The following is a 13,554-nucleotide window of genomic DNA, read 5'->3' as shown; positions in this document are numbered from 1 at the left end:
TTATCTTCCTTGTAGTGGGCATTCATCAGGTTTGCGACTCTGCGAGCAAGCACTGCGCCACCGCCGTCAACCGTGCGCACAAGCCCCGGATCCGAGTGGTGGCGTGGGTATCCAGCGGCGCGTCGTACAGCGCGTTCTCCCATTCCTGGCAGGCGCTGGACAGTTCTCCGGCACGCACGCTGGCCAGCGCGCCGTTAAGGCTGTGCAGGCGCTCACGCACGAGGGTGGCATCACCGGCAGACAGGCCTCGTTCGATCTGCTGCACATCGACCAGCAACGTATCGGCCATCAATTGGCGCATCGCCGCGGACAGCTCGATCCAGCCTTCGCGATCCCGGTCCGCCTGCGCCACCGGCAAGGCCGTGGCCCGTCGACAATGCGCCATCAATGCCTGGCGCAGCATGCTCAAGCTCAGCGGCTTGACCACCCACGCGTTCATGCCCACCGCCAGGCAGCGCTCGCCCTCCTCGCGCAGGGCATTGGCGGTGACGCCGATAATCGGCACCTGCACACCTTGTTCACGCAGCGCGCGGGCCAGGTCGTAGCCGTTGAGGCGCGGCATGTTGATGTCGGTGATCACCAAATCGAATGGCTGCGAGCCCCAGATTTGCAGGGCGTGCTCACCGTCACGCGCTACGGTGGGATGGGCACCGAGGGCTTCGAGCTGCTCTTGCAGCACGGCCTGGCTGACCGGGTTGTCTTCGGCTACCAGTACGCGCACGTTCAAACACGGGGCGTCCAGGCACAGGGGCATTGACGGTTGCACCGCGTAGGGCAAGGTTTCCTCGAGTATCGGCAAGGTGATGAACAACGAAAAACTGCTGCCCAACCCCGGTTCGCTGACCACGCGCATGCTGCCGCCCATCAACTCACTCAAGCGCGAGCAGATCGACAGGCCAAGGCCGGCGCCATTACCATCCTGCCCACCCGCCACCTGATAAAACGGCTTGAACAACTGGTCCAGCGCTTTTTCCGGAATGCCCACGCCGGTATCGGTGACCTGCCATTGCAGGGTCACCTCATCCTCAAGCAGTTGCTGCACCGTCAGGCGCAAACGCACGCGCCCCGAATCGGTGAACTTGATCGCATTCCCCAGCAGGTTATGCAGGATCTGCCGGATGCGGCCAGCGTCGCCGAGCAGTTGCGGCGGCAACTGCGAGTCGATTTCGGCATCAATCTGCAAGCCTTTGTTGCGCGCGGTCGCGCTGAATGCCAACACCGACTCTTCCACCAACTGGCTAGGGCCGAACGGCGCCGCTTCCACGGCCATTTGCCCGGATTCGATTTTCGATACATCCAGTACGTTGCTGATCAACTGGAACAGCACGGTAGACGAGCCCTGGATAATCTCCAGGTAGTGGCGCTGACGCTCACTCATGTCGGTCAGGGCCATCAGTTCCAGGTTGCCGAGCACGCCGTACAACGGGGTGCGTATTTCATGGCTCATGGTTGCCAGGAACACAGTCTTGGCCTCATTCGCTTCGGTCGCTTCCTGGCGCGCCTGGGTCAGCAACTGGGCTTCGTCCACGTGCCGGGTGATGTCGTTGCAGCCGCAGAGGAACACGTCCTCGCCCTCGTAACGTGCCGCCACCACCACGACTTGCAAATAACGCCCTTCGACCGCCAGGCACATCTCGCCGGGCGTCTGCGGGCCATCGTTGGTCTTGAGCACGGCGAGCAAGGGTGCGGTGCCGCGCAGTTGCAAGGCACGCTGGTTTTCGAGGAGCAACTGGTGATCGCTGCGGCGCACCACGCACAAGCCCACCGGGGCGTTGTGCAGCATGATGCGGTTGAACGCCTCGCTCTCGAACAAGCGTTCCTGGGCGCGCTGCGCGGGGCTGACGATGCGGGTCTTGTACCAATGGTTGATCCACCAGCCCAGCAGCACGGCCGCCAAAAACGTCAGGCCGAGGCCCAGCAGCGGCCATTTGGCATAGCGCAGAAAGTCCTGATAGCTGATGGCGTACAGGCCGGTCCAGTGCTCGCCGCCCTCGCTGAGCATCTTGAAACGCAAGCCCTGGCTGTTGAAGCTCAGGCCCAGCGGCGCCATCTGTTCATCGCCGAGGCTGCCGAGCAACACATCGCCCTGGGGCGAGATCAGGGTGAACTGGTTGTAGACCGAGAGCCTGAGCACCCGCTCGAATTCATCGACCTGCGAGGTGTCCACCACCACCGCCAGGGTCAGCAGGCCCTGGGGCTGATTGGCCGGTAACACGGCCGCGGGCGCGTCGAGGCCGATCATCGCGACCACGCTGCGACTGTTCTGATACAGCTTTGGTGGCGCACGCATCCAGCGCACGCGACTGTCGTTCAGCAACGGGCGTTGACTCTGTTGCAGTTGGTGCAAGCGGCTCACCACGTCGCGGTACTGTTCGCGCAGCAACGGTTGATGCTGGCGCAGACCGCCCACACCGGGCACGGCCAGGCTAGCGACATCATTGGGGGTGAACACGAACATTTGCGGCGAGGCGTAAAACGAGCTCGCCCAATAGCCGCCATAGTAGTCGGTCAGTTGCACGCCAAATGCCAGCGCCCGGCGCGTGTCATCCGCAGAGAACGTCTCGGCGTGGGACAAGGTAAACGGCAGCGACAAGGCAAACCCTTTGGCCTGCACTACCACTTGCCCGGCATCGTGCTGCAACTCCATCACCGAGGTCGACAGCACCGACGGCAGCGGCGGTGCGTTGCTGCGGTTGTAGCCGCTGGCCACGTTGCGCAGGAACGCCTCGTGCTCATGGATAATCTCCACCACGCGGGCGAAGTGGAACTCGACCTTTTCCTGCTCGGCGTCGAGCAACCGCGATACCGCCCAATAGCAACTGCTGGACAGCAACAAAGCGAGCCCCGTGAGCAATAACAGGGCTTTGTTCAGGCGTTGAGAGCTTTGCGCCAGCTTGTCCAGGCGCAGACTTGCATGTTTCATCGTCAGTACCGCAGAAGCCTGAATCAGGACGTTGGGCCTATGCTTGATCCCGGCATTGGCCAATAACGCCCGGCTGACCGGGCGACCCTTCCTTCGGGCTTCTTGACTGTGTGACCCTGGCCACTCACATAAGTGCTGGCGCAGGGCCATCCTCGATTAACAGGGCGCTGAATTTTTCCGCCGCCACGGCGTGGGAGATCAAGAAACCCTGCACCTGATCGCAGCGGATACGCCGCAACACCGCCAGCTCCGCCTGGGTCTCGGCGCCCTCGGCGATGGTGGTCAGCCCGAGTTTGCGGCCCAGCTCGACAATGCTTTGCAAGGCCGACGCCAGGCTTTCGTTCTCGGCACAGCCATGCACCAGTGACCGGTCGATCTTGACCTCGTTAAACGGCGTCGACACCAGGTTGAAGTAGGAACTGAACCCCTTGCCGAAGTCATCCTGCGCCAACCCAAAGCCCATCATGCGCAAGCGACATGCTCCAGCGTAGTAGTTACTGGGCAACTGTGTGGTGGAGCTTTCCATCAATTCGAAGGTGATTTGCCGGGGTTCGGCGTCGCGACTTTGCACTTGGGCGAGCAGGCGGTCGACCAGGTCGCTCTGGTCGAGCAAATGCGTGGGCAGGTTGATCGACACCGGCAGCCGGTAACCCAGTTGCGCCCACTGCGCCTGGGCGCTGAGAGCCTGGCCCAGGATGCAGGTGAGCAGCCGGGTTTCCAGGCCAAGGCGCTCGATTTCGTCGAGAAACACGCCGGGCATCAATAATCCTTCCTCCGGGTGTACCCAGCGCGCCAGGGCTTCGGCGCCGACGATCCGCCCGTCATGCAGGGATTTTTTCGGCTGGAACCAGGCCTGGATCTCACCGTTGGCCAAGGCGCGCACCAGGTTCTCGCGAGCGTGACTGACGCCCCGGTGGCAACACGGCGTACGCGCCCGCTCGGCGAGTTTGTCGAGGCAATCGCGCAGGGTGCGCACCTCGCGTTCGCGCACCGGCTTGGAGATCAGCCCGGCGACGGTCAAGCCAAGGTTCCCGGCCACCTGCCCGGCGCCCACCAGCATGCGCCGCGAGGCCACGCTCATCAGCGCCAACGCGGGCGGCGCGTGCATCCGCGCCAGTTGCTGGATGAGTTGCACGCCGTCCATTCCCGGCATCATCAAGTCGCTGAGCAGCAGATCGTAGCGCTGGCGGGCCAGGCGTTGCAGCGCGGCGGCGCCATCCCAGACCACATCGACGTCAAACCCGCCGATGGCCTGGAAGACGTTGATCAAGTACTCATGCTGGAAAGGATGGTCTTCCACGATGAGTACGCGATAGGCGCTCAAAGCACCCTCCTCTGATAGCGATGCAGGCACTGGTAGAGGGCGCGCAGGGTGAACGGCTTGACCAGGCAATGATCCATGCCAGCGTTCAGGCAGCGCTCGGCTTCGTCGAGCATCGCGTTGGCGGTGGCCCCGATGATCGGCAGTGAGCAACCCAGGCGACGCAGTTGTTCGGTGAGTTCATAGCCGTTCATGCGCGGCATGTTGACGTCGGTGAGAATCATGTCGAACGCGGTATCGCCCCACAGTGACAGCGCTTCAATGCCGTCGCCGGCCAGCACCACGCTGCAGCCGAGCTCTTCCAACTGGTCGCGCAGGATCAACTGGTTGATCAGGTTGTCTTCGGCCACCAGCAGGCGCAGGTTGAGGCTGAACTCAGTGGGCTTCTCGCAGATCCTCGGCGACAACAACTCTTCGCTGCCCTGGGCGCGGCTGACCGCACGGTTGAGCGCCTGCAGGTTGTTCAGGCCGATCTGCCAGGGATAAGCGCCATGCTCGTCGACCGCGGCCATCACCCGCGGCCCGGACCAATGCAGCAACTGGTCGGGCTCGGTCGGGCCCGGATACAGCTCGACCAGCACCGCGCCGGGATCGGCCTCGGCAGACTCCGGCGCACCGAGCTGCGCCCGCGCGCCCCAGCGGCGCAACCAGCCGCCGACACTTTCTGCCAGCTCACGCACCGGCGACACCACATACACCCGCTCGCCGAGCAGCGGTTGCGCCCAAGGAGCCCGGTCGTCGTCGTTGACTTGCTCCAGCGGCAAGGTGAAGGAAAAGCTGCTGCCCAGGCCTGGCTCGCTGACCACCCGCAAGGTGCCGTTCATCAAGTGCATCAGGCGCTTGCAGATCGACAGGCCAAGGCCACTGCCGGCGACCACATTCGCATTGCCGCTGGCCTGGAAGAACGGCTCGAACAGGTACCGCTGGTCTTCCTCGGCGATGCCCTTGCCGGTGTCGACTACCTGCCACTGCAACATCGTGCGCTCGCCTTCACGGCTTTCCAGGCGCAGACGCAAGACAATCCGGCCGCTTTCGGTGAATTTCAGCGCGTTGTTCAGCAGGTTATTCAGGATCTGGCGGATGCGTGTGACATCCCCGCGCACGCGGTCGGGCAACTGCGGGTCGAGGCAGGCGAACAACTGCAGGCCCTTGCTTTGGGCGGCGCCTGCGTAGCCCTGGATCACTTCCTGCACCAACTCGATCGGTGAGAACGTGCTGAACTCTAGGGACAGTTGCCCCGCTTCGATTTTCGACACGTCCAGCACATCGCAGATCATTTGCAGCAAGTTCGCCGACGAGCCTTCGATGGCATTCAGGTAGCCGCGCTGCTGGCTGTTAAGGTCGGTGCGCGCAAGCAATTCCAGGGTGCCCAGCACGCCATACAACGGCGTGCGGATCTCATGGCTCATGGTTGCCAGGAACAGGGTCTTGGCCTCATTCGCCGCGTCCGCCAGCGTGCGCGCCTGCTGCAAGGCCAACTCCACCTGCTTGCGTTCGGTGATGTCGCTGAAGGCGCAGATCAGCACCTCCTCACGCTGGTAACGGGTTGGCGCGAAACTCAGATACAGGTGACGACCGTCGGCCATTTGCAGTTCGTCGGTGCTGCTTTGTTCCGACTCATCGAACGCGCGGCGAATCCAGCCGTGACACAGTTGCTGGCGCTCGTGGCCGTTGCCCAGCCATTGTCGGGACAGGGGGTTTTCCAGCACCACCTCGCCGTCGCTGCGGCGCAGCACGCACAAGGCCACTGGCGCGATGCGAATCACCGCGCTGCTGAATGCCTCACTCTCCACCAGCGCTTCGATGCGATTGGCTGCCGGGATAATCAAGCGCTGATCGATGCGCCGCACCAACCGCACCATCAACAAGCTGGCCACTGCGCACAACAGCAGGCACAGCAGCAACGGCATGGCCAGGCTGGGCAACAGTGAACTCATCTCCAGGCTGTAGACGATCTGCCACTGGGAGTAACCCAGGTGCTTGCGAATGGCCAAGCGATCCGGCAGCCAGCGGCTGCCTTCCCAACCAAAGCTGGCCGTGGCGTGATACTGGCGCAGCACCTGCGCAGCCGACGGTTGATGCGGCGTGCTGCTGAAAATCAGCTGCCCGGCGCCGTCAAGCAACATGAAGTCCCCGGCTTTTTCATGCTGCAGGGCGTTGATCAGGTCCGGGCCGTCCACCTCCAACCCGAGCCAACCCGACGTGGGGCTACGGTCGTCGAGGCGGGTGAAGATGTATAGCGGTGAATCCAGGCGGCTCTGCTCAGTCAGCCACAACTCATCGCTGACCGAGACCTTGCCGGTGTCCACCGCCATCAACCGCTGCAATACCGGCTGGGGCACATTCTCCGGGGCCGCCCCAACGGTAAACAGGCGCTCCACCACCGGCTCGGCACGCTGGGCGACGTAGATCAGGTTGACCTGGTTGACCTGCAGGTAATCAAGCAGGCGCCTAGTCAGCCAAAGGCTCCACATATTGCCCGCCTCGCCCAAGGTGATGTGCACCTCTTCGGCCGGCACATTATTGAGGTTGCCGACGGGTGGCGTGACATGGCGAACCGTCGACAGGCCGAGGCTTTTGAGCAGCGTCTGGCGGCTGACAAAAAAACTCTGCGCATCGGAAATCGCCTCATTCATATAACTGCGCCGTAGCGAAATTTCCTCATTCAACGCCGCACGCAAGTAGCTATAGGCACCCACATACACGCCGAGCACCAATGCCAGGGCGAACAGCCGCAACAACTTGCGCGCGGCCTTGGGCGTCGAAAAAGAAGAGTCGAGTGGTTGCAGGAAATGTTTGAGCTTCATCACCAAAAGAGTAAGCGGGGCGAGAGGGTAGTTGAATAAGACGGATCTCAAAGCCCCGCACTGCTTACGCCGATGGAACTCTCGCGCAACACGCTGTTCTAGACACCTTCGCCGCTGCTTGCGTAGCATCGGCGGCTGTCCTTCGTGCACTTCATCAAACAGAGTTACCCATGACTATCCAGCAAACCCCCGGGCACCTGCTGCCCGCGCGCAGCGCCGCCAAAATGGAAGCGGCCATGGCCGTGGGCGCCTTTGCGATCGGCACCGGCGAATTCGCCATCATGGGCTTGATGCCCGACATCGCCCACAACCTCAACCTCAGCGAACCGCAAGTCGGCCATGCCATCAGCGCCTATGCGTTGGGCGTGATGGTTGGCGCGCCGCTGCTGGCCATCCTCGGCGCCAAGTTGCTGCGCAAACACATGCTCCTGCTGCTGATGGGGCTGTATGCCCTGGGCAACCTCGCCACGGCGTTTACCCCGACCTTCGGCTCGCTGGTAGCCTTCCGCTTTATCAGCGGCCTGCCCCACGGTGCCTACTTCGGCATCGCCGCCGTGGTCGCCTCCAGCATGGTGCCCAACGACAAACGTGCCGGCGCGGTCGCGCGGGTGATGATGGGCCTGACCCTGGCCATGCTGCTCGGCAACCCCATCGCCACCTTCCTCGGTCAACATTTTGGCTGGCGCTCGGCGTTTGCACTGGTCAGCGCCATCGCCCTGTGCACCATCGCGCTGGTCTGGCAATTCGTACCGGATCGCCACGACGAACCCCGCAGCGATCCACGCAAAGAACTGCGCGCCTTCACCAAACCGCAGGTGTGGATGGCGCTATCGATTGGCGCTATTGGGTTTGCCGGGATGTTCTGCGTGTTCAGCTACCTGGCGCCGACCATGCTCGAAGTGACCAAAGTCTCGCCGCAGTGGATTCCATTCGGTCTGGCCGCGTTTGGCGTAGGCGGCATCATCGGCAACATCGCCGGCGGCAAGCTGTTTGATCGCCTGCAATTTCGCGCAGTGGGCTGGATTATGGTGTGGTCGATGGCCGTGCTGATCTTCTTCACCTTCGCCGCGAGTTCGCTGTGGAGCGTACTGCTGGGCATCGGCCTGGTCGGCACCATGATCGCCATGGCCGCGCCGCTGCAAATCCGCTTGATGGACATTGCGCATGAGGCACCGAGCCTGGCGGCGGCGTCCAACCACGCGGCATTCAACCTGGCGAATGCGCTGGGGCCGTGGCTGGGTGGGATGGCGATTACGGCGGGGTATGGGTGGACCAGCACGGGGTACATTGGCGCTGCCACGGCGCTGGTTGGCTTGGGCATCTACCTGATCGCCCGACGTATGAAAGGCGGTCACTGACGCCACACCTCCAACGCCCGCCCTCAATCCAATGTGGGAGCGGGCTTGCTCGCGAAAGCGGTGGGTCAGTCACTGAGTAAATGACTGCCCCACCCGCTCAGTCAGTCATCATGCAACAACCCCGAACCGTACTCCCCATAACTACTCCCAAGCGCACTGCCTCCAAAATTCATCTTGGCGGCTTTGCTGGGGCTGTGGTCGCCAAAGGCCTGGCATCCTCCTGAAAAACAAGGGTCGCTACTCACGTCCGACGACCCCGTCGAACAAGCGGCTAACAGCAAAGTGCCAGCGACCATCACGACCTTGAAGAGATTGGAGATCATTTTTTCAGTTCCCTTTGGGCTTATGGGCTGAGCGTAGGCCTCAATGATGGTGGGAATTATGAAACTTTGCCGTGGGACAGGATCGGTTCAGGTTGATGTCGTTTTGGCGACGAATTATCCCGGCACATATTCTGATTGGCGATATCAACAGCTAGCCCCTACATATTAAAGCCGACCAGTTATCAATTCAGATGAACCGGCGGTCTACGTAGAGGGAAGCTCAAGTAATGGCTAAAGACGAAAAAACCAGTGAAAGCGTCGCTTCAAAAGCAGCCAAGCTGCTGGCGGATCCAACCACTCCGCCGGATGTGAAATCGGTGGCGGCTTCAGCGCTGACTCAAGCGCCGGACAAAAAGAAGAAATAAGCTGAAAACCGTGCCAGGGTCGCTGAAGCTCTGGCACTGACCACCACGGGACCAGGAGCATTCCTGTTAAACTGTCGGCCCTTCGCCTTATCCATCTCAGATCCTAATGTCCTCACCTATAGCACCAACGCCATCGCTCTCCCGTCGCTTCTCTGTTGCTCCGATGATGGATTGGACTGACAGGCACTGCAGGTACTTCCTGCGCCTGCTCTCCAAAAACGCCCTCCTCTACACCGAGATGGTCACCACCGGCGCAATCCTCCACGGCGACCACGAACGTTTCCTGCGTCACAACGAGGCCGAGCATCCACTCGCCCTGCAGTTGGGCGGTAGCGTCCCGGCGGACCTGGCCGCCTGCGCCCGCATGGCCCAGGACGCCGGCTACGACGAAGTGAACCTCAACGTCGGCTGCCCCAGCGACCGGGTGCAAAACAACATGATTGGCGCGATCCTGATGGCCCACCCTGCCTTGGTGGCGGATTGCGTAAAGGCGATGCAGGACGCCGTCTCGATCCCAGTGACGGTAAAGCACCGCATCGGCATCAACGGCCGGGACAGCTATGCCGAGCTGTGCGATTTCGTCGGCCAGGTGAAGGACGCGGGCTGCACCAGTTTTACCGTGCATGCACGGATCGCCATTCTGGAAGGGCTGTCACCGAAGGAGAATCGGGACATTCCTCCGTTGCGCTATGACGTGGCGGCGCAGTTGAAACAGGACTTTCCTGAGCTTGAGATCATCCTCAACGGCGGTATCAAGACTCTCGAACAGTGCCAGGAACATCTACAGACCTTCGACGGTGTGATGTTGGGTCGCGAGGCTTATCACAATCCGTATTTGTTGGCGGAGGTGGATCAACAGCTGTTTGGCAGCACTGAACCTGTGATCACCCGCGCCGAGGCGCTCGCGCAGTTGCGTCCTTATATAGCCGAACACTTGGCGACAGGCGGCTCGATGCATCACATCACGCGCCACGTACTGGGGCTGGGGACGGGTTTCCCGGGGGCGCGGAAGTTTCGGCAGTTGTTGTCGGTGGATATTCATAAGGCCAGTGATCCGCTGGCGTTGCTGGATAAGGCTGGGGAGTTGCTGGAGGGGCGGTGATTTGGGTGTCAGTGGGTTTATTTGGTGGCTGACACGACGCCTTCGCGAGCAAGCCCGCTCCCACATTTGGATGGGGGGATGTCAGGAAGATGGGGGTGGCTGCAGAGGCAAGGCTGCTCCCAACGTTTGATCGGGTGGTCATCGGGCAGTTGGGTTGAACCTGCCGGCTGTTTTGGCCTCCTATTCAGCATTGGCCGGTGATTCAAACGGCTGTTTTCAGGTTGTTGCCCTCGCAAACGATCGAATGCATTTGCGCCCTTGAGCGGCTGTCAGCGCTCGGGTAATGTCATCAGACCCACAGGACAGAGCACGCCCATGACTTCCAAGCTGGAACAACTCAAGCAATTCACCACCGTAGTAGCCGATACCGGCGATTTTTCTACCCTCGCCAAGCTCAAGCCGCAAGATGCCACGACCAACCCTTCCCTGCTGCTCAAGGCCGCGTCGATTCCAGGCTATGCCAAGCTTCTGGACGAGTGCGTTGCCGACTGCAACGGCGACGTAGGCCTGGCGAGCGACCGTTTTGCGGTAGCCGTCGGCCAGGAAATCCTGAAAGTGGTGCCCGGCCGCATTTCCACCGAGGTGGATGCCCGTCTGTCGTTCGACACTGACGCCGTACTCAAGCGTGCGCATCGCCTGATCGACCTGTACGACAAGGCCGGCGTTGGCCGCGACCGCGTACTGATCAAGATCGCTTCCACCTGGGAAGGCATCCGCGCCGCCGAGCAGCTGGAAAAGGAAGGCATCCAGACCAACCTGACGCTGCTGTTCTCCTTCGCACAGGCCGTGGCTTGCGCTGAAGCCGGCGTGTTCCTGATTTCGCCGTTCGTAGGCCGTATCTACGACTGGTACAAGAAGGCCAACGGCAATGACTACACCGGTTCCGAGGATCCGGGGGTGCAGTCGGTGACGCGCATCTACAACTACTACAAGGCCAATGGCTACAAAACCGTGGTAATGGGTGCGAGCTTCCGTAACCTGAGTCAGATCGAAGAGCTGGCCGGTTGCGACCGCCTGACCATCAGCCCGGACTTGCTGGAAAAACTGGCTGCCGACAATGGCAAGCTGGAGCGCAAGCTGGCGCCAGGCCATGCCGGTGAAGCGCGTGTGCACCTGACCGAAGCGCAGTTCCGCTGGGAATCCAACGAAGACGCGATGGCTACCGAGAAGCTGGCCGAGGGCATTCGTCAGTTCGCCCGCGACCAGGAAAAACTCGAAGCGCTGTTGGCCGCCAAGCTGTAAAAGCGCCGGCGACAAAAAGGGCGGCACCTGTGAGGGTGCCGCCCTTTTTTTGTATTAGCCGTTTTCGAGCCGAACTCAGTTAAAAATGTGGGAGGGGGCTTGCTCCCGAATACAGGGCGTCAGTCGCTACATTCACTACTGAGCCGCCGCTTTCGGGGGCAAGCCCCCTCCCACACTTTGACACTGTTTCAGCTGGAAATTAGTGCCGCTCCAGCGCATTCACCAAGTCGTGGAACGCCTCGCGGTTGGAGTCGTTCAAGCCCATCAGGATCTTGTGGGCTTCCAGCACCTTGACCCGTACCACTTCCTCGGACTGGTCCTGGGATGGCAGGTCGGTCAGGCATTCCGGGCACGGGATCGGGCGGTCAACGATGTTGAACACTTGATCGAAGCCCATGGACTGCAACAGACGGGTGATGTCTTCGTGGGTGGTGACGACGGTCGGCAGCAGTCCGACCTTCTGCCGAGACAGAATGGACAACTTGGCCAACAGCCCAAGGGTGGTGCTATCGATGCTGCGGGTTTCGGTCAGATCGATCACGATCGCCGAGAAATTCAAGGCTGTGAAGATCCGCTCAATCGTCGCATCCAGCGCCGAACACAAGGTCAGGCGCACTTCACCGACAAACTTCAGGACAAAAGTCCCGTCTTGCTCGGCGAATTGGATTCTTCCGGTACTCATCAAAGATTCCTGCTCAACACCAATAGGGCGATATCATCCGGCATCTCCCCTAGCGTGGCCAATCCAAAAACCTGCCGCAGGCCATCCAGGCTGCCGCCCGCCGACCTGACCCGTTGGGGTAAGGCGGCTTCTTTCTCTTTGAGTGTAGGCTCTGGCAAAAGGTCCAGGATACCGTCGGACATCAGCGTTAAGCTGAAAGTCGGCGGCAGTTCCAGAATGTGGTCTTCGTAGGTGGCTTCATTGAACAAGCCCACTGGCAAACCACGCCCTTCCAGGTAGCGCACACTGTCTGGAGTGTATAAAACCGGCAATGGCAGGTGACCGCCAATGCTGTAGGTCAAAAGACCTGTTTCTTCATCAATCACGCCGCCGACCATCGTCACGTGCTTGCCCAGCTTACAGCTGATCAGGCCCCGGTTGATGTGGCCCAGCACTTGCGAAGGCGTGAACTCCGGCAAGGTGCCATTGCGCTTGGATTCGAACAGCAGCCGTGTGGTCATGAACTTCAACAACACGGTCACGAATGCCGAGGAGGCGCCGTGGCCGGAAACGTCGGCCAGGTAGAACGCGACACGCCGCTCATCAACGCGGAAGTAATCGACGAAATCACCCGACAGGTACAGCGACGGGATGATCTGGTGGGCAAACTTGAACTCGTCGATGCTCCACGGGCTCACCGGCAGCATGTTCATCTGCACCTGGCGACCGGCGTTCTGGTCTTCCTGGAGCAGGTTCAGGCTGGCTTCGAGTTCGCGGTTGGCGGTTTCGAGCTTTTCACGGTAACGCTGGTTTTCCAGCAGCAACCGTGCACGATCCAGGGCACGGCGCACCGAGTGCTCCAGTACGGCCAAATCTTCCAGGGGCTTGATCAGGTAGTCGGCAGCGCCCAGGCGCAAGGCCTCGACCGCATCATTCATCACACCGGCACCGGACACGACAATCACCGGCGTCTGCGGGGAAAGGTCAGTCACCTGGCGGATCAGCTCGAGGCCGCCCACCTGGGGCATGCGCAGGTCGCAGATCACAAGGTCGGGCTTGTCGCGCTCGAATACCTGGAGACCCTGGAGGCCGTTGCTGGCCTGCAGGACGCTGAAGCCACTGTCTTCCAAATAGGCCGCGAGACTCGCGCGTACTACTTCGTCGTCATCGATTATCAGCAGCGTGGCACTGGTTTTCTGCATGTGGGCAAACGGCGCCAGAATTAGGTTGGCGTAGGCAGCTCGACAATGGCCGGGCGTACTACTGGATTCGCTTTCTAGCCTCTCTGTCCTACAAAGCGCCGGGATATTGCCCATGCACAAAGGTAAAGCAGAGGTGCCCTTCTAAGGCGCAGACGGTACTCCCATCCGCCAGGGGTTTCAAGCTCATGGCGATGGTCGCCGGGCGTCTTTACATCGCAAATCACCGGTAGTTATAAGAACGCATAAAACC

10 protein-coding genes are annotated in these 13,554 nt (G+C 61.1%); 4 read left to right on the top strand and 6 right to left on the bottom strand.

The genetic code is table 11. From position 1 onward, the window contains the following. Positions 1 to 25 precede the first annotated feature (25 nt). From ACA046_RS08850 to ACA046_RS08840, 3 genes are all read right to left on the bottom strand, one after another. Positions 26 to 2,923, bottom strand: a complete 2,898-nt coding sequence (locus tag ACA046_RS08850; RefSeq protein WP_497676284.1) for an ATP-binding protein — start codon at positions 2,921 to 2,923, stop codon at positions 26 to 28. 124 nt (positions 2,924 to 3,047) lie between these two features. Beyond that, positions 3,048 to 4,247, bottom strand: coding sequence for a response regulator cyclic di-GMP phosphodiesterase PvrR (gene pvrR, locus ACA046_RS08845; RefSeq protein WP_017477279.1), 1,200 nt, complete (start codon positions 4,245 to 4,247; stop codon positions 3,048 to 3,050). Next, positions 4,244 to 7,051: an ATP-binding protein gene (locus tag ACA046_RS08840; protein WP_459027091.1), complete on the bottom strand. Its 2,808-nt coding sequence runs from the start codon at positions 7,049 to 7,051 to the stop codon at positions 4,244 to 4,246. Before ACA046_RS08840 ends, pvrR begins: the two co-directional genes overlap by 4 nt. Before the next feature lie 170 nt (positions 7,052 to 7,221). Between ACA046_RS08840 and ACA046_RS08835 the strand changes: the two genes are divergently transcribed. Next, positions 7,222 to 8,409, top strand: coding sequence for an MFS transporter (locus tag ACA046_RS08835; protein ID WP_497676283.1), 1,188 nt, complete (start codon positions 7,222 to 7,224; stop codon positions 8,407 to 8,409). A gap of 101 nt (positions 8,410 to 8,510) precedes the next feature. On the opposite strand, the gene ACA046_RS08830 is transcribed toward ACA046_RS08835, so the two are convergent. After that, complete coding sequence (locus tag ACA046_RS08830) at positions 8,511 to 8,732, bottom strand: hypothetical protein (RefSeq protein WP_497676282.1); 222 nt, start codon at positions 8,730 to 8,732, stop codon at positions 8,511 to 8,513. A gap of 227 nt (positions 8,733 to 8,959) precedes the next feature. Here ACA046_RS08830 and ACA046_RS08825 point away from each other — a divergent pair, with 227 nt between their 5' ends. From ACA046_RS08825 to tal, 3 genes are all read left to right on the top strand, one after another. Next, the gene (locus ACA046_RS08825; RefSeq protein ID WP_167410166.1) at positions 8,960 to 9,097 is read left to right on the top strand and encodes a hypothetical protein; all 138 of its coding nucleotides are present in this window, start codon (positions 8,960 to 8,962) and stop codon (positions 9,095 to 9,097) included. Between the two features lie 106 nt (positions 9,098 to 9,203). Beyond that, positions 9,204 to 10,199, top strand: a complete 996-nt coding sequence (gene dusA / locus ACA046_RS08820) for a tRNA dihydrouridine(20/20a) synthase DusA (RefSeq protein WP_497676281.1) — start codon at positions 9,204 to 9,206, stop codon at positions 10,197 to 10,199. 315 nt (positions 10,200 to 10,514) lie between these two features. After that, positions 10,515 to 11,441, top strand: coding sequence for a transaldolase (tal, locus tag ACA046_RS08815; RefSeq protein ID WP_076017257.1), 927 nt, complete (start codon positions 10,515 to 10,517; stop codon positions 11,439 to 11,441). 199 nt (positions 11,442 to 11,640) lie between these two features. Here tal and rssC read toward each other — a convergent pair whose 3' ends face one another. Both rssC and rssB read right to left on the bottom strand, forming a co-directional pair. Further along, positions 11,641 to 12,123, bottom strand: a complete 483-nt coding sequence (rssC, locus tag ACA046_RS08810) for an anti-sigma factor antagonist RssC (RefSeq protein ID WP_003218919.1) — start codon at positions 12,121 to 12,123, stop codon at positions 11,641 to 11,643. Continuing rightward, complete coding sequence (gene rssB, locus ACA046_RS08805) at positions 12,123 to 13,304, bottom strand: two-component system response regulator RssB (RefSeq protein WP_017477221.1); 1,182 nt, start codon at positions 13,302 to 13,304, stop codon at positions 12,123 to 12,125. Before rssB ends, rssC begins: the two co-directional genes overlap by 1 nt. Positions 13,305 to 13,554 lie beyond the last annotated feature (250 nt).

The sequence above is a fragment of the Pseudomonas sp. LBUM1641 genome, from assembly GCF_059716235.1.
Note: the sequence above shows the minus strand (reverse complement) of the source record. Positions and strands in the feature narration are given on the sequence as shown.

Bases quoted from the DNA above. Each gene is read 5' to 3' on its own strand.
- ACA046_RS08850 (WP_497676284.1), bottom strand. From the start codon at position 2,923: ATGAAACATGCAAGTCTGCGCCTGGACAAGCTGGCGCAAAGCTCTCAA.
- ACA046_RS08840 (WP_459027091.1), bottom strand. From the start codon at position 7,051: ATGAAGCTCAAACATTTCCTGCAACCACTCGACTCTTCTTTTTCGACG.
- ACA046_RS08835 (WP_497676283.1), top strand. From the start codon at position 7,222: ATGACTATCCAGCAAACCCCCGGGCACCTGCTGCCCGCGCGCAGCGCC.
- ACA046_RS08830 (WP_497676282.1), bottom strand. From the start codon at position 8,732: ATGATCTCCAATCTCTTCAAGGTCGTGATGGTCGCTGGCACTTTGCTG.
- ACA046_RS08825 (WP_167410166.1), top strand. From the start codon at position 8,960: ATGGCTAAAGACGAAAAAACCAGTGAAAGCGTCGCTTCAAAAGCAGCC.
- dusA (WP_497676281.1), top strand. From the start codon at position 9,204: ATGTCCTCACCTATAGCACCAACGCCATCGCTCTCCCGTCGCTTCTCT.
- tal (WP_076017257.1), top strand. From the start codon at position 10,515: ATGACTTCCAAGCTGGAACAACTCAAGCAATTCACCACCGTAGTAGCC.
- rssC (WP_003218919.1), bottom strand. From the start codon at position 12,123: ATGAGTACCGGAAGAATCCAATTCGCCGAGCAAGACGGGACTTTTGTC.
- rssB (WP_017477221.1), bottom strand. From the start codon at position 13,304: ATGCAGAAAACCAGTGCCACGCTGCTGATAATCGATGACGACGAAGTA.